General features: G+C 73.7%; 13 protein-coding genes. 8 read left to right on the forward strand and 5 right to left on the reverse strand.

Annotation, left to right across the window (positions count from 1 at the left end):
* Window positions 1–42 precede the first annotated feature (42 nt).
* A complete protein-coding gene (locus tag ACO06A_RS20185; protein ID WP_421733968.1) occupies window positions 43–1,098 on the forward strand; it encodes a zinc-dependent alcohol dehydrogenase family protein in 1,056 nt (351 codons plus the stop codon).
* Between the two features lie 60 nt (window positions 1,099–1,158).
* Here the strand turns inward: ACO06A_RS20185 and ACO06A_RS20190 are convergent, their stop codons facing one another.
* On the reverse strand, window positions 1,159–2,034 hold the full coding sequence (locus ACO06A_RS20190; protein WP_421733969.1) for a universal stress protein: 876 nt from the start codon (window positions 2,032–2,034) through the stop codon (window positions 1,159–1,161).
* A gap of 236 nt (window positions 2,035–2,270) precedes the next feature.
* On the opposite strand from ACO06A_RS20190, the gene ACO06A_RS20195 reads away from it, so the two are divergent.
* Both ACO06A_RS20195 and ACO06A_RS20200 read left to right on the forward strand, forming a co-directional pair.
* The gene (locus ACO06A_RS20195) at window positions 2,271–2,855 is read left to right on the forward strand and encodes a DoxX family protein (RefSeq protein WP_421733970.1); all 585 of its coding nucleotides are present in this window, start codon (window positions 2,271–2,273) and stop codon (window positions 2,853–2,855) included.
* A 77-nt stretch (window positions 2,856–2,932) separates the two neighbouring features.
* Window positions 2,933–3,760: an alpha/beta fold hydrolase gene (locus ACO06A_RS20200; protein ID WP_421733971.1), complete on the forward strand. Its 828-nt coding sequence runs from the start codon at window positions 2,933–2,935 to the stop codon at window positions 3,758–3,760.
* Here the strand turns inward: ACO06A_RS20200 and ACO06A_RS20205 are convergent.
* Genes ACO06A_RS20205 through ACO06A_RS20220 form a run of 4 tightly spaced genes read right to left on the reverse strand, consistent with a single transcriptional unit; the run spans window position 3,729 to window position 9,208 of the window.
* Window positions 3,729–4,439: an esterase/lipase family protein gene (locus ACO06A_RS20205; RefSeq protein ID WP_421733972.1), complete on the reverse strand. Its 711-nt coding sequence runs from the start codon at window positions 4,437–4,439 to the stop codon at window positions 3,729–3,731. The genes ACO06A_RS20200 and ACO06A_RS20205 overlap by 32 nt on opposite strands.
* A 13-nt stretch (window positions 4,440–4,452) precedes the next feature.
* Window positions 4,453–6,948 (reverse strand): ATP-dependent helicase HrpB, encoded by a 2,496-nt coding sequence (gene hrpB / locus ACO06A_RS20210; RefSeq protein WP_421733973.1) that lies wholly within the window; start codon window positions 6,946–6,948, stop codon window positions 4,453–4,455.
* A 17-nt stretch (window positions 6,949–6,965) separates the two neighbouring features.
* Complete coding sequence (locus ACO06A_RS20215) at window positions 6,966–7,799, reverse strand: hypothetical protein (RefSeq protein ID WP_421733974.1); 834 nt, start codon at window positions 7,797–7,799, stop codon at window positions 6,966–6,968.
* Complete coding sequence (locus ACO06A_RS20220) at window positions 7,796–9,208, reverse strand: glutamate decarboxylase (protein WP_421733975.1); 1,413 nt, start codon at window positions 9,206–9,208, stop codon at window positions 7,796–7,798. The genes ACO06A_RS20215 and ACO06A_RS20220 overlap by 4 nt, the downstream gene beginning before the upstream one ends.
* A 220-nt stretch (window positions 9,209–9,428) precedes the next feature.
* Here ACO06A_RS20220 and ACO06A_RS20225 point away from each other — a divergent pair, with 220 nt between their 5' ends.
* From ACO06A_RS20225 to ACO06A_RS20245, 5 genes are all read left to right on the forward strand, one after another.
* Window positions 9,429–10,880, forward strand: a complete 1,452-nt coding sequence (locus tag ACO06A_RS20225) for an SDR family NAD(P)-dependent oxidoreductase (RefSeq protein WP_421733976.1) — start codon at window positions 9,429–9,431, stop codon at window positions 10,878–10,880.
* Between the two features lie 42 nt (window positions 10,881–10,922).
* The gene (locus tag ACO06A_RS20230) at window positions 10,923–11,714 is read left to right on the forward strand and encodes a transglutaminase-like domain-containing protein (RefSeq protein ID WP_421733977.1); all 792 of its coding nucleotides are present in this window, start codon (window positions 10,923–10,925) and stop codon (window positions 11,712–11,714) included.
* 21 nt (window positions 11,715–11,735) lie between these two features.
* Window positions 11,736–12,455 carry an ion channel gene (locus ACO06A_RS20235; protein WP_421733978.1) on the forward strand — a complete coding sequence of 240 codons (720 nt, stop codon included), beginning with the start codon at window positions 11,736–11,738 and terminating at the stop codon, window positions 12,453–12,455.
* Window position 12,456: 1 nt separating this feature from the next.
* Window positions 12,457–13,809: a CoA transferase gene (locus ACO06A_RS20240; RefSeq protein WP_421733979.1), complete on the forward strand. Its 1,353-nt coding sequence runs from the start codon at window positions 12,457–12,459 to the stop codon at window positions 13,807–13,809.
* Window positions 13,810–13,944: 135 nt separating this feature from the next.
* Window positions 13,945–16,476, forward strand: a complete 2,532-nt coding sequence (locus ACO06A_RS20245; protein WP_421733980.1) for a hypothetical protein — start codon at window positions 13,945–13,947, stop codon at window positions 16,474–16,476.
* Window positions 16,477–16,485 lie beyond the last annotated feature (9 nt).

Genomic DNA, 16,485 nt, shown 5'->3' on the forward strand with positions numbered 1-16,485 from the left:
CGCGGGCGACCGTGCCCGACGCGGTCGAGGTGAGGAGTCACCATGAGAGCGCTCGTGTTCCACGGTCCGGGGACCATCACGTGGGAGGAGGTCCCGGACGCCACGCTGATCGAGCCGACCGACGCGGTGGTCCGGATCGACACCACCACGATCTGCGGGACCGACCTCCACATCCTGCACGGGGACGTGCCGACCGTCGCGGCCGGCCGCATCCTCGGGCACGAGGGCGTCGGCACCGTCGTCCAGGTGGGCGACGGCGTCCGTAACCACGCACCCGGGGACCGGGTGATCATCGCGTGCATCAGCGGCTGCGGCGTGTGCACCTACTGCCGTGCGCAGTTCCCGTCGCACTGCCTTGCGCCCGAGGGCACCTCCGGCATCGGCTGGGTGCTGGGGCACCTGATCGACGGCACGCAGGCCGAGCTGGTGCGGATCCCGTTCGCGGACAGCTCCCTGCACCACCTGCCGCCCACGGTTCCCGACGAGCTCGCCGTGCTGCTCTCCGACATCCTGCCCACCGGGTTCGAGATCGGCGTGCGGTACGGGCAGGTCCAGCCGGGCGACACCGTCGCGGTCGTCGGCGCGGGACCGGTCGGGCTGGCGTCCATCGCGACCGCCGGCCTGTACGGGGCTGCGCAGATCATCGCGATCGACCGGGACAGCCACCGGCTCGACGTGGCCAAGCGCCTGGGCGCGACGCTCACGGTCGACTCGTCGACCCCCGACTGGAAGGCCCAGGTGATGGCGGCGACGGGTGACGCCGGGGCGGACGTGGCCATCGAGGCCGTCGGCATCCCCGAGACGTTCACGATGTGCACCGAGATGGTGCGCCCGGGAGGTCACGTGGCCAACGTCGGCGTCCACGGCCGTCCGGTCGAGCTGGCGCTGCAGGACCTGTGGATCCAGAACGTCACCCTCACCACGGGTCTGGTGAACACGACGACGCTGCCGATGCTGCTGCGCCTGGTCGAGGCCGGCAAGCTCCCGGTGGAGGCGTTCGTCACGCACCGGTTCGCCCTGGCGGACATCCTGGACGCGTACCGGACGTTCGGGAACGCCGCCCAGACGCAGGCCCTCAAGGTGGTGATGACCCGGTGAGCGCTGGCGCACTCGAAGGGCCCGGCTCCCCGAGCCGGGCCCTTCTGCGTCGGTGCGCCGTCAGCCGTTGTCGTGCACGACGAGCACCGGGCAGGTGGCCTCCCGCACCACCGCGCTGCTGACCGAGCCGAGCAGCATCCCGCGGAAGCCCCCGAGGCCGCGCGAGCCGACGACCAGCAGCGCCGCACCCCGGGACAGCCCGGTGAGCGCGTCGGTGGGGTCGTCGTCGACCAGTGCGAGGTCGACCACCAGCCCGGCGTTCTCCGCGCGCAGGGCCTCCGCGACCACGCGGGCCGCCTTGTGCGTCGGGTCGTCCTCGTCGTCGGTGGCCAGAGGCGGCACGCTCCCCCGGCCGAACGGGTCGGGGATGCTCGGGCGCGCGTGCACGACGGTCAGCGGCCGCCCGCGCATCCAGGCCTCGTGCGCCGCGACGTGCGCCGCGGCCAGCGACGACGCCGAACCGTCGACGCCCACAAGGACCGGTGCTTCCGGCGTCGTGGGGTGGGCCGGGTCGGTCCGGACCACCGCGACCGGGCAGCGGGCGTGCGCGGCGACGTGCACGCCTGTGGAGCCCGTCCGTCCGTGACCGGTCCGCGGACGCGCGCCGACCACGAGGAGCTGGGCGTCGCCGCTCAGCTCGCGCAGGCACGGGACGACCTGCCCGTGCAGCACGCGGAACTTCACGACCACCCCGGGGTGGCGCTCCAGCAGCCGCGTCTGGAGGTCGGCCAGGTACTGGGCAGCCTCGGCGTCGACGTCGCTCCCGCCGACGATCGGGTACCAGCTCCAGGCCGTGACCTGCCACGCGTCGTCGACCGTACGGACCAGCAGGACCTCGGCCTGCCGCCGCACCGCCTCCGCCACGCCCCACTCGAGCGTGTGCGCGCTGTTCGATGTGCCGTCGAGTGCGACGACCACGGGTCCGTCGGTACGCATGAGGTGCCTCCTCGCTCCTCGCGCGTGGCCGCACCGGCCGTCCGCCGGCCTCAGCCGCGCTACCTCCAGCCTCCCCGCGCCCCAGGGTCGGCGTCCCGGGACCTGAGTCCCTGTTCAGGGAGACGCACGCGGGACCTTCGGCCCTGGGGTGTGCCGCCCGTCGGAGCACACCGTGGACATATCGGAAGTCCACACCCCGGTCCCGAACGCGGGGCCCAGCACGGAGGGAAATCGCCATGGCCACCATCCATCCCGAGGCGCGGACCTCGACCCACCCCGCAGTCCTGGTCGAGGACGACGTCGTCACGTCCGCGACGGGCCGTCGTTGGCTCGCCGTCACCCGGCTCGCCACGGGGTTCATCTTCCTGTGGGCCTTCCTCGACAAGACGTTCGGGCTGCACTACGCCACGGGCGCCGCAGTCGCCGAGGGCGACCCGAGCCTGTCGTGGCTCGACGGGGGAACCCCGAGCCAGGGCTTCATGCAGTTCGGCGCCACCGGCCCGTTCAAGGACACCTTCGCCTCGATGGCGGGCACCGCGACGGACTGGCTGTTCATGCTCTGCCTGCTCGGCGTCGGCGTCGCCGTGATGCTGGGCATCGGGCTGCGCATCTCGGCAGTCGCCGGCTCGCTGCTCATGGTCCTCATGTGGGCCGCCGAGTGGCCGTTCATCCAGGGCACCAACAACCCGCTGGTCGACTACCACCTCATCTACGCCCTCGTCCTGATCGTGTGCGCGACGCTCCTCGCCGGAGACACCTGGGGCCTCGGCCGCCGGTGGGCGAAGATCCCTCTCGTGCAGCGGTTCAGCTGGCTGCGGTGACAGCACTCCCGCAGCACGCACGACGGCACCCCGATCTCGGGGTGCCGTTCGTGTGTGTGCTCTGACACGATCAGGCTGTGAGCGTCGTCGACGGCGGATGGACCGAGAGCACCCTCGAGGTGCAAGGGCACCACGTCTTCTACCGCATCAGCGCGGACGTCCCGGGTGCGTGGCCGATCGTGCACGTCCACGGCTTCGCGATCTCGGGCACCTACCTGATGCCCACCGCCCGGCTGCTGGCAGCCCGCGCGACGAACGTGGTACCCGACCTGCCGGGCTACGGCCGGAGCGAGGACTGGGACTACACGCTCGGCATCCCCGCGCTCGCGGTCGCCGTCCTCGACATCCTGGACGCCTTCGGCTTCGAGAAGGTCGTGCTCGTCGGCAACTCCATGGGCTGCCCGGTCAGCCTGGAGGTGGCGCACGCCGCCCCGGATCGGGTCGACCGGATCGTGCTCGTCTCCCCGGCGGGAGGCGTGCACAACCAGGGGCTCGGTCGGGCCGTGCGGCAGCTCGCGATCGACGGCGCACGCGAGAACCGCCGGATGGCGCGCGTGGCGGTGCCCGACTACCTGCGGTTCGGCCCGGTCAACACGTTCCACCTGTTCAGCGAGCTCACCCGGTTCCCGTCGCTCGAGCGGCTGCTCAAGGTGAAGGTGCCGACGCTGGCGGTGATCGGCAGCCGGGACCCGCTCATGGCGCCGCCGGCGCGGGTGCGCGAGGTGGGTCGGCTCGCGGGCGACCACACCACCGTGGCTCTCATCGAGGGCGCCGCGCACGCGATGAACTTCAGCCACCCGGGCGAGCTCGCGCACGTGATCTCGTCCTGGCTGGACGGCGTCGAGATCATCGACGACCCCGACCAGCCGGGGTTCACCCGGGTTCTGCAGCTGCCCCGGGAGTGAGGAGCCGTTCGAGCAGCAGCTCGTGCAGGCGAGGATCGGCAAGCGGTCGGAAGTGCCCCGGGGTGTCCAGCACGACCTCGCGCGCTCCCTCGAGCGCGCTGCCCCCGGGGATGTGCGGATCCCAGTGGCTGTACACGGATGTGATCCTCGCGTTCACCTCGCGCTCGGCCGCGAGCGCCAGGATCGTCGCGTCGCGGGGCCGGAACGCGCGCACCGACGGCGCCAGGAACCACCGGGCCAGGACGGATCCCGAGAACGGGGTGTTCACCGCGACCATGGAGGCGATCCGGGCGTCCGGGTCCTCGTGCAGCATGGCGAGCTTCCCGATCAGGCCGCCCTTGCTGTGGGCCACGAGCACGACGTCGCGCAGGTCGCGGTCGGCCAGGTAGCGCCCGAGGATGCTCGCCCCGACCGGGACGGGCCGGCGGTTGATGCCCAGGTCCGGCAGCACGTGCACCCGGACGCCGTGCTCGTGCAGGAGCGTCGCCAGCGGGAGCAGGAAGTGCCAGGACTCGTAGACGCCCGGGACCAGGACGACCGGCGGACCGACAGGGTGCTCCGGCCCGCGCAGGTCGTCGGGGTCGGTGCGGGACACGATCCCCGCCGCCTGCCAGCCGAGCACGGCCGCGTAGTCGCGCACGCGCCACCACGTCCTGCGAGCCATCGTCGACGACGCCATGGGACCCATCGTCCTACCGCCGGACGCCGCGCACCGGAACGGCGGTCAGCGGGTCGTCCGGCCACGCGTGCTTCGGGTACCGGCCGCGCAGCTCGGCTCGGACCTGCGGGTAGCCCGTGCGCCAGAACGACTCCAGGTCAGCGGTCACGGCGGCGGGACGGCCGGCGGGCGACAGGAGGTGCAGGAGCACCGGGACACGCCCGTCGGCCAGCCGGGGGGTCGCGCGCCACCCGAACGTCTCCTGGAGCCGGACCGGGAGCACCGGCTGGTCGCCGGTGTAGTCGACGCGCACCTGCGAGCCGCTGGGCACGGCCAGCCGTTCCGGGGCGAGCGCGTCGAGCCGGCTCGCGTCGGGCCACGGCAGCAGCCGCCGGAGAGCCTGCACGACGTCGACGCGTCCGAGGTCCCGGGCGCCGCGGACGCGGGCCAGGTCGGGCCCCAGCAACTCCTCCAGGTGCGCGACCAGGGCGGCGTCCGACACGTCCGGCCATGGCGTGCCCAGCGCGCGGTGCAGGAACGCCATCCGGTGCCGCAGGCTGGTCGCCGCCTCCGACCAGCGCAGCAGTGCCAGACCGTCGCGGGACAGGCCGTCGCGCAGCGCGTCGACCACGAGGGCCGGCGACGGGCTCGGCAGGGGGACCGACGTCAGCTCGATCGCGCCGAGCCGGCGCACCCGCCGGGCCACGACGGTCCCGTTCGACCACGACACGTCGTCCTCCTCCCGCAGCAGAGCCGGGGCGGCCTCCAGCGCGAGGCTCTGGTCGATCGGGGCCGCGGAGCGGATCGTCGCGTCCCGGCGGGCGGCCCCGCGGTCGGCGTCGGCGACGGCGAGCCACTGCTGCCCGACCAGGGCCGACCCCGGCGGGAGCGAGGCGCCCGTCCCCGACGTCATCAGGTACGTCGACCCACCGGGTCGGAGCCGAGCGAGCCGGTCCGGGTGGGCGAGCGCGACGAGCAGGCCCACCGCGAGGTCGTCGGTGAGGTCCTCGGTCGGCGCGTTCCCCGGGGCCGAGGCCTGGAGGCGCGCCACCTGGGTGCGCCACGTCGACGACTGGGGCCCACCCCGGCGCAGCGCGCGCAGCGCCGCCACGAGGTCGCCGCCGGGTGCACGCGCGTCGTCGGCGAGCAGCGCGACGACCTCTGCTGCCCGGCGGGCGCCGACGAGCGCCGCGCCGTCCAGGAGCGCCCTGCCCAGCCGCGGGTCGACCGGGATCGCCGACACGGCCCTGCCGCGCTCGGTGGGGTGCCCGTCGGCATCGACGACGCCGAGCCCGACGAGGGTGGCGTGCGCCACCGCCATCGCAGCCGTCGGGGGCGGGTCGAGCAGGGAAAGACCCGCACCCTGCGGACTCCCCCAGCACGCCAGCTCCAGCGCGAACGCGGTGAGGTCCGCCGTGAGGATCTCCGGCTGGGGGTGCGCGACCAGCCGGGCGTGGTCGTGGGCCGACCAGCACCGGTAGACGGCCCCTGGGCCCTCCCGTCCCGCACGGCCGGCGCGCTGCTCGGCGGACGCCCGGCTGACCGACACGGTGACCAGCCCCGCCAGGCCGCGCGCGTGGTCGGTGCGGGGCTCGCGCGACAGCCCGGCATCGACCACCAGCCGGACGCCGGGCACGGTGAGCGAGGACTCGGCGACCGCGGTGGACACGACGACCCGCCGACGCGCCCCGGACGTGAGCGCACGATCCTGCTCCGCCGCCGGGAGGCGACCGTGCAGCGGGCGCACGTCCGCCTCGAGCCCGCCGAGCCGACGAGCGACGCCGTCGACCTCGCCCGCCCCGGGCACGAAGACCAGGACGTCGCCGGTGCGCTCGGCCAGCGCGCGGCGCACGGTCGAGGCGACGTGGTCGAGGAACGCGGGGGTCACGCCGCGCTCGTCGGTCCGGGCGGTGCGCGCGGGCGCCGGGCACCACACCGTCTCGACCGGGAACAGCGCGCCCGGGACCACCACGACCGGCGCCGGCTCGGTACCGCCGAGCAGCGCCGCCGTGCGTTCAGCCTCCACCGTGGCGGACATCGCGACGACCACGAGGTCCTCGCGCAGGTGCGCCCGGACGTCGACCATGAGGGCGAGCGCGAGGTCGTCCACCAGGTGCCGCTCGTGCACCTCGTCGAGGATCACCGCGTCGACACCGGGCAGCTCCGGGTCGCGCTGGAGACGGCGCAGCAGCACCCCGGTGGTGACCACCTCGACCCGGGTCGACGCGGAGGTCTGGCTCTCCCCCCGGACGGAGAAGCCGACGGTCCGCCCGAGCGGCTCGCCCAGCAGCTGCGCGAGGCGGCGGGCGGCGGCGCGGGCGGCGATCCGGCGCGGCTGGGTGACCACGACGCGGCCCCGCACCGCCGCGGCGACCGCCGGCGGGACGAGCGTGGTCTTGCCGGTTCCCGGCGGCGCCTGCACCACGACGACGCCGCGCGCCCGGACCGCACCGACCACGTCGGTCAGCCCGTGGCGCACGGGCAGGTCGGGCGGGTCGGCCAGCAGCCGGCCGATCGGGTCGTCGTCCACGCATGGAGTCTGAGGGGTCAGGACGACGAACGCTCCCTCGCCGACTCGACGGGCAGCAGGACGGCGCCGACGAGGAAGCACACGGCGCCGAGGAACGTACCGAGGTTGACCAGCGGAAGGTTCGCCAGCTCGCCCGTGGACCGCAGGTACCGGGCGGCGACGGCGGCCACGCCGAACGCGACCGACCCGAGCAGGTTGAGCGCCGCGATGCCCCACCCCACGGACCGGTCGGACCTCGGCAGGATCCCGCGGTTGACCTCGGCGTACGCGAGCCAGCTGGCGACCAGGAAGCAGATCGACCCGCCGACGTCCGGCGCCCAGACGAGGTGCCGCTCCTGCGCGAGCGTGAGGTCCGCACGCGTGGCGGCGAACGTGCTGAGGTTGAAGAACACCGTCCCCACCAGCTGGACGAGGACCGCCCAGGCGTCGATCCGCCGGGAGCTCCAGGCCAGGAGGCGCGGCCGGGGCGATCCGGCGAGCACACCGGTAGGGGCGCGGAGGGTCTCGTGGAACTGCAGGTAGGCAGCGGACGTGAAGAAGATCGACCCGACGAAGAACGTCGCCGCGACGGTGGCGGGGGCGACCTGGTCGAAGTACAGCGGCACCGACCCGAGCGCGAAGCAGACGGAGCCGAGAGCGAACAGACCGCCGATCCACCAGCTCAGGGCGCTCGCCGGGCCACCGCCCACCACGGCACCCCGCAGGCCGAGCCCCTTGCGGTGCCGCCGCGAGCTCCACTCGACCTCGCTGCCGTCCGGCCGCACCAGGGTGGCGTGCGTGACGAAGCCGGCCGGTCCACGCACGCGCAGCGCCCGCCACCCCGACGGGAGGTCCGGGACGGTCGAGGTCACTGCCGCAGGCCGGTGCGCGCCTTGCTCCGCGCGGCCGCGTGCGCGGGGGAGGTCCACAGGTCGGGCTTGGCGGTCGGTCGCTGCACCGGCTGCTCGGCGGCGAGCTCGTCCCACGCCTTCATGAGGTCGCGCAGCAGCTGCTCGACCATCAGACGACTCAGGTCGAGCCGGACCACGACGCGCAGCAGGTGCACGGCGTCGGCGTCGGGCGGCAGGCTGTACGCCGGCACGATCCAGCCGTCCTCGCGCAGCCGCGCCGACAGGTGGTAGACGTCGAACCCGGGATCGCCCTTGATCGTGAACGTGACGACCGGCTCCGCCAGCCCCGGGTTGAGGATCTCGAACCGCCCGCTGGCCACGAGGCTCTCGTTGAGGAACCGCGCATTGGCCAGCATCGTCTCGACGATCGAGGTGTACCCGCTGCGCCCCAGCCGCAGGAAGTTGTAGAGCTGCGCCTGGATCATGGCCGAGCCGCGCGAGAAGTTGAACGTGTACGTCGGCTGCGCGCCACCGAGGTAGTTCACGCTGAACACCAGGTCCTCCGGCAGCCGGGAGGCGTCACGGAAGATCAGCCAGCCGACGCCCGGGTAGACCAGGCCGTACTTGTGGCCCGACGCGTTGATCGAGGCCACCTGCTCGAGCCGGAAGTCCCAGCGCAGGTCGGGCTCGGCGAACGGGGCGATGAACGCGCCGCTCGCGCCGTCCACGTGCAGCGGCACGTCCCAGCCCTTCTCCGCCTTGATCCGCACCAGCAGGTCGTTGATCTCCTCGATCGGGTCCGCCTCGCCGATGTGCGTGGTGCCGAGCACCGCGCCGACCGCGATGGTGTTCTCGTCGACGTGCGCCTCCACGTCGTCGGCGCTGAGCACGAACCGGTCCGGCTTCATCGGGATCTTGCGCATCTCGACGTCGAAGTAGTTGGCGAACTTGTCCCAGACCACGTGGGTCTCCGCGCCGAACACCACGTTGGGCCGGTCCGTCGGCAGCCCGGTGGCCCGGCGGCGGTCGCGCCACGCGCGCTTGTGGGCGAGCAGGCCGAGCATGATCGCCTCGGAGGACCCGATCGTCGCCACGCCGACCACCGTGGACGGGTCGGGCGCGTGGAAGAGGTCGCCGAGCATGTGCACGCAGGCCTCCTCGATCAGCGACGCCGCCGGGTACTCCTCGTGGTCGATGTGGTTCTTGCGCAGCGCGTCGTGGATCAGCTTCTCGGCCTGCGGCTCCATCCACGTGGTGACGAAGGACGCCAGGTTGAGGGTCTCCCGGCCGTCGAGCATCAGGCCCGTGTGCAGGAGCTCGTAGGCCTCGTCCGGATCGAGCCCACGTGCGGGGAACGTGCTGCGGTCGACGTGCTCCCGGAAGCTGGGTCGACCGTGGATCGGGCCATGGGGATCGGACGTCTCGCTCACCTGTGCTCCTCCAGTTCCTGCCGGAGCTCAGGCTGGACTGCCGTCCCCCGGCGCGCACCCACGAGTCCGAACGTAGACCCGCGGCAGCCGTTCTGTCCCGGTTCGTCCGATGCCCCCGGGGCGCCACGGACCGCCGGGTAGGATCGACCGATCCCCGCCTGCCCGGCTCTCGTGCTCCCCCGCCCGTCGGCCACCACTGTCGACCAGCTAGGAACGCACGATGACTGCCGTGAGCACCGCCCCCGAGATCGTCGACGGCGTCGACGCCGCCGAGCTCGATGTCTTCCTGCGCGTCGCGGACCAGATCAGCCGGCTGCCGTCCGACCACCCGCACCTGGCCCTGGCGCGGCGCGCGACGTCCGCCCTGTTCAAGGCGGCCAAGAAGCAGCGCCGCGCCGAGAAGCGGGACGCCATCAGCGCGGCCGACCGCGCGGTCATCCACGCGACGGCCACCGGCAGCCCGGGCCGCATCGACGACGAGACCCAGGGCATCCCGCTCGTGTCCAGCGTGCAGGGCGCCACCGCGGGCACCCTGCTGAAGGCCCGACCCTGCTACATCTGCAAGGAGCCCTACGTCGACGTCGACGCGTTCTACCACCAGCTCTGCCCGGCGTGCGCCCGACTGAACCACGCCAAGCGCGACGCCCGGACCGATCTCGTCGGCAAGCGTGCCCTGCTCACGGGCGGGCGCGCCAAGATCGGCATGTACATCGCGCTGCGGCTGCTCCGCGACGGCGCGACCACGACGATCACCACCCGGTTCCCCCGGGACGCCGCCCGCCGGTTTGCGGCGATGCCGGACAGCGCCGACTGGCTGGACCGCCTGAGCATCGTCGGCATCGACCTGCGCGACCCGGCCCAGGTGGTCGCGCTCGCGGACTCCGTGGCCGCGCAGGGGCCGCTCGACATCCTCATCAACAACGCCGCGCAGACCGTCCGCCGCTCCCCCGGCGCGTACACGCACCTCGCGGACGCCGAGCTGGAGCCGCTGCCCGACCGCCCGCTTCCGCAGATCACCACGTTCGGCCGCACCACCAGCAGCGCGCACCCGGTGGCGCTCGCCGGCTCGGTCACCGAGCTGACCAGCGCCGCCGCTGCCGTCTCGACGCTCGCGCTCACCGCCGAGCACGCCTCGCTCGAGCGGCTCGTGGCCGGCACCGCGATCGACGCCGGCGGGCTCGTGCCGGACACGGCGGAGACCAACAGCTGGGTCCACACGGTCGACCAGGTGGACCCGATGGAGCTGCTCGAGGTCCAGCTGTGCAACCAGACGGCGCCGTTCATCCTGGTCAGCCGCCTACGCGGTGCGATGCGCGCCCCTGGCCGCGCCTACGTGGTCAACGTGTCCGCGATGGAGGGCGTCTTCTCCCGCGGCTACAAGGGCCCCGGCCACCCGCACACCAACATGGCCAAGGCCGCGCTGAACATGCTCACGCGGACCAGCGCCACCGAGCTGGCCACCGACGGCATCTTCATGACCAGCGTCGACACGGGGTGGATCACCGACGAGCGCCCGCACCCGACCAAGGTGCGGCTGGCCGAGGAGGGCTTCCACGCCCCGCTCGACCTCGTCGACGGTGCCGCGCGCGTCTACGACCCGATCGTGCGCGGCGAGGCCGGCGAGGACCTGTTCGGCTGCTTCCTCAAGGACTACGTGCGTTCCGCCTGGTAGTCACGGGAGGCGGGCGGCGCCCGGGTGCACCAGCATGAGCGCGTGCACCGCGACATGAGCGCCCACCTGTCCCTCGACGTCACCTCGCCCGCCACGCTCGCGTTCGAGCTGGCCGTGTCCACCCAGGTCGCCGCGCGCGAGTCCCTGCGGATCACTCTCGACGGCTCGCCGATCGAGGCCAAGGAGGTCCCGGACCACCACGGCACGCGCCTGCACGTCGTGCAGGCGGAGGTCGGCCGGCTGGTCCTCGACTACTCCGCATCCATCGACGGCCGCGCCACGCCGGTCACGTCCGACGAGGCCGACCTGCTGCGCTACCTGCGACCGAGCCGGTACTGCGAGTCCGACACGCTCGGGCCGACCGCCTACGCCGAGTTCGCCGGGCTGCGCGGGTACGACCTGCTCTCCGCGGTGAGCTCCTGGGTGGGCTCCCGCCTCGCGTACGTGCCGGGCTCGAGCCTGCCGACCGACGGGGCCGTGCAGACGCTGCTGGCGCGCAAGGGCGTCTGCCGCGACTACGCCCACCTGGTCATCGCACTCCTGCGCGCGCTGGACGTCCCCGCGCGGCTGGTGTCGGTCTACGCGCCCGGGCTGTCGCCGATGGACTTCCACGCCGTCGCCGAGGCCAACCTGGACGGCCAGTGGTACGTCGTCGACGCCACGACGCTGGCACCCCGCACGAGCCTGGTCCGGATCGCGACCGGGCGCGACGCGTCGGACACCGCGTTCCTCAACGTGCACCACGGCTACGCCGACCTCGACGAGCTCCAGGTCAGCGCGGTCGTCGACGTGCTGCCGAACGACGACGTGCGGGATCTCGTGACGATCGGCTGACCGGCCGCTAGCCTCCGAAAGGTGACACCACCGGACGAGGCAGGCACCCCGGCGCCGCCCCGGCGCCGCTCGTTCCTTGCCCGGCGGACGGGCACGGACGACTTCGGCATCGTCCTGAGCCTGCTGGTCACGGCGTACGTGGCCTTCGCACTGAGCTCGGACGAGTGGGTCGAGATCCTCGTGCTGGTGCTGTACCTGTTCACGCTCGGGCTCGCGGTCCGGACGTCCCGCCCGATGCCGCACCAGAAGCGGTTCGTGCGGATCGTGCTCGTGGTGTCCGCCGTGATCGCGTTCGTCGCGCTGACGGTGCTGCCGCAGAGCGTCGCGGACGGGGTCCTCGACGCCGTGGTCTGCGTGATCCTCATGACCGCGCTCGTGGTCATCCTCGACCGGATCCTGCGGCGGACCGCCGTCACGGTGCAGTCGCTGGCCGGCGCGCTGAGCGCGTACCTGATCATCGGCATGTTCTTCGCGAGCCTGTTCGGCGTGCTCGACGTCCTCACCCCCGGCCCGTTCTTCGCGTCCGGCGAGGCGGCGAACGCCCGTTCGTTCCAGTACTTCTCCTACACGACCCTGACCACCTTGGGGTACGGCGACTACACGGCAGCCCTGTTCCCCGGCCGCAGCATCGCCACGTTCGAGGCGCTCGTCGGTCAGGTGTTCCTGGCCGTCCTGGTCGCGCGCCTGGTCGCCGCGTTCCACGGCCGCACGGAGGCGGTCCTGCCCGAGCACACGGAGTGACGTGGACACCCCCACCGCGCACGCCTGGGCGGCTCTCGGCGGTCCCGCCGACCTCGCCGAGCACGTCGCGTACGCCGGCGCGCCCGTGCTGGGCTGCGCGCTGCCGGTACGCGAGCTCGCGCGGGCGACCGTGGGCGTGTGCTCCCTCGCCGCGGCCGAGCTCGGCCGCCGGCGCAACGGCGGCGACCTTCCCGCCGTGCGGGTCGACGAGGGGGCGGTGGCGGTCGCCTTCACCAGCGAGCGCCACCTGCGGGTCGACGGCCGACCGATCCCCCTGTTCGCACCGCTGTCCGGGTTCTGGCGGACCGCCGACGGGTGGGTCCGCACGCACGCCAACTACCCGCACCACCGCGCCCGCCTGTTGGCCTCGCTGGACATCCCCGACGCCGGCGACGACGCCGAGCTCGCGCACCGGCTGGCCAGGGTGCTCGCGGAACGTCCCGCTCTCGACGTCCAGGAGGCCGCCTACGCGGCAGGCGGCCTGGCCGTGGCCGTCGCACCGCCGCACCCGAGCGACGAGCCCCTGATCGAGACACGCACCGTGGACGCCACCGGAGCGCGCCCGCTGCGACCGAGCACCCTCCCGGCAGACGGCGTGCGGGTCCTCGACCTGACGCGGGTGCTCGCCGGACCGGTGGCCACCCGCACGCTCGGCCTGCTCGGGGCGGACGTCCTGCGCGTCGACGCCCCCTGGTTGCGGGAGGACGACGGGACCCACATCGACACGGGGTTCGGCAAGCGCTCCACCCGCCTCGCGCTCGAGGACGCCGATCGCGCGACGTTCGAGGAGCTCCTGCGCACCGCGGACGTGCTCGTCCTCGGCTACCGCCCGGGCGCCCTGGACCGGTACGGCCTCGACGAGGACGCGCTGCGGGACCGCCTGCCGGGCCTGGTCGTCGCCCGGCTCAGCGCCTGGGGGTGGCACGGTCCGTGGGCCGGTCGGCGGGGGTTCGACAGCCTGGTGCAGGCCGGGACCGGCATCGCCGTCGCCGAGCAGGGTGACGACGGCCGGCCGGGCACCCTGCCGGCCCAGGCCCTCGACCACGGGACCGGCTACCTGCTCGCCGCGGCCCTCCTGCGTGCGCTGACCGAGCGCTCGCGCACGGGCGCGACTCGTCACGTCCGGCTGTCGCTCGCGGGGACGGCGGGCTGGCTGCTGGGCGGCGGCATCGGCTCCGTCTCGGGAGGCACCGCGCCCGCCGAGGAGCCCCACCGCTGGCTGGTCGAGTCGGACTCACCGTACGGGCGGCTCCGGCACGCCCGCTCGCCCGTGGCCGTCGCCGGCGTCCCCACGGACTGGGACCGCCCCCCGAGCCGCTGGGGCACCGACGCCCCGCGGTGGGCCACCAGCTGAGGGTGGCGTCGGGGCTCCGCCACGGAGGATGCTCAGCGGTATCTGGACGACAGGCCAGCGACTCTTCTCACCAGGGACGACGTCGTCCCGTCGGGGTGAGCGGGCACCGCACGGTGCCCACGGCTGGAGGCAGCGATGGCGCTCGACGTGGGATCCGCCGGCCTGGTGCCGGATCCGGTGGCGCTCGACGGGCTGACCGAGATCCGCGTGCACGGCGTCGGGGGCACCAGTCCCGAGTCCCTGCTCGGCGACCTCGCCCCCACCCGGGTGGCCGGTGACCGGGTCGCGGGCTTCTTCCGCACGCGCGACGCCCGTGGCCGGCACCGCGAGGCGTACTCGTGGGGCGGCCTGACCTCGCGCAGCCGCACGCGCGCGCTCTGGGCGCTCCTGCTGCCGTCGATGTTCGCGAACATGGCGGGATGGATGGCCCGGCGCTGGGTCATGTCCGGCGACCAGGAGGTCGACGAGCCCGCCACGATCTGGGTGTTCCGGTGGTTCGCGCGGCTCGCTGCCCTGGCGCTCACGCTGAGCACGGCCGTGATGGTCACCATGCTGCTCACCGACATCGTCGCGTACCAGTGCGGTGGGTCACCGCAGTGCCGGCGCGACGCGTGGTGGACGGACACCGTCGACCGCTGGCTGCCCGTCGACCAGCCGGGCGCCCGCATCCTGGCCGGCGCCGGCGCCGCCACCCTCGTCGCGCTGCTGTTCGCGCTGCTCGCCCGTCACACCCGGTCGTCGTACGAGCGGGTCGAGCCGCCGACCCCGATCGGCGCGGACCAGGGAGCGCTCGACACGCCCGGTGTCGACACCGGCACCGAACCGTCGCGCCGGTGCGCCGCGGCGCAGGAGGGCGGGCTGCGACACCCCGACTTCTGGTCGGGGCTGCGCTGGCACGTCTTCCTGTCGCGGCTCCACCTCGCCGCGTGCCTGGGCGTGGTCGGCCTCCTGCTGGGCTGGTCGACGTCCGCGCTGGGCGCCGGGTCGGACGCCGGCTCGCTCGGGCAGGCCGCGACGGTGGCCGGCGGGGTCGGCATCATCGCCGTGATGGGGCTGCTGGCGTTCGACGACGCCCACCCGGTCCTCGCCACCGCCGTCCTCGTCCTGACGCTGGCGGCCCTCGTGCTCGCCGGGGTCGCCGCGCTCTCGCTCCCCCACGTCGCCGGACCGGCCGGGGTGCTGCCGGGCGCCCGCCCCGCGGTGAACCTGGTGTGGGGGGCCAGCCTGTTCCTGCTGCTCCCGCTGGCCGGCCAGCAGGTCGGCGCGTGGATCTTCCGGCTGGTCAAGGCACGCGAGCTGCGCGCCCAGCAGCAGACGATCCCTCGGCTCAGCCTGTTCCCCTGGGCCGCCCCGTTCGTGATGAACACCGTCGCGCTCATGGTGGCCAACACCGTGCTGCTGTCCCTCATGGTCTACGTCGGACGGGTGCTCGGGACCGTGACCTGGGGGTTCGGACCGACGCCCGGTGTCACCGCCGACCCGCGGGCCATCTACATCCCGGAGGCCGTGGGCTCGCTGGCGTCGATGCTGTCGCTGGGACTGATCACGCTGTTCCTGCTGTTCGGTATCGGCTTCTGGGTGGCCCTCGGCCGCAGCCGCGCGCGCAGGGCACCGGCCGTCGAGGCGAAGCTGCGCGAGCAGTACGACCTGGCGGGCATCCCCGCGGTGCGCGTCGACGCCGCCGCGCGCACGGAGGCCGGCTGGTGGCGGTCCGCCTTCGACCCGCCGCTGTTCGGCACGAGCGGCCGGCAGCGGGCGGGACGACCGTCACGCTGGGTCAGCAAGGTCGCGATGATGCAGTTCGTCGGCGACCACTCGCGCGCCGTCGCCATCCCGCTCGTCGTGCTCACGCTCGGCGGCGTGGTCGGGCTGGTCGTCTTCCTCAGCTGGATCTGGCTGCTCGACGACGGGACACCGATGTTCCTGGTCGACCTCGGCACCACGGTCGCCGTCGCCTTCCCGCCGCTGTACGTGCTGATCCTGGCCAGCGCCTGGCGCAACGAGCGCTGGCGCCGCGTCCTCGGCTCGCTCTTCGACGTGGGGAGCTTCTTCCCGCGCGCCTTCCACCCGTTCGCCCCGCCGGCCTACGCCGAGCGGGCGGTCCCCGAGCTGACCCGACGGATCTGGCGCCTGCACGACAACGGCGGTCGCGTCGTGCTCACCGCGCACTCGCAGGGCAGCGTGATCGCCGCCGCGGTCGTCGGACGACGGTCGCCGGTGCGCGGCAGCACGGAGCCGACCCTCGGCGTGGTCACGCTCGGGTCACCTCTGGGCAAGCTGTACCGGTGGGCGTTCCCGGCCCTGTTCAGCGACGGCTTTCTCGCGGGGATCGCCGACGGTCGGGCCGGGATCGGTCCGGTGCTCTGGCAGAACGTGTTCTACGCGACCGACTACATCGGGGGTGCGGTCCGCACGCGCGACTCGACCATCCAGCCCGGCGTCGACCTTGAGCTGGTCGACCCGCCCAGCCACCGCTACGTCGTCGACCAGCCCCTGCCCCGGGTGCTCAGTCACACGGGCTACTGGCACGACGGCGCGTTCTGGGACCAGGTCGACACCATGTGCGACCGCACGCTCGCGGCGGATCCTGCCCGCGAGGTCGGGAACGGCTCCACGCACGAGGACACGATCGCACCCGACCCGAGGACCCCGGTGAACTACCTGTAGCGGTCGCCG

This window comes from Cellulomonas sp. (assembly GCF_965229465.1).
Lineage (GTDB): Bacteria > Actinomycetota > Actinomycetes > Actinomycetales > Cellulomonadaceae > Cellulomonas.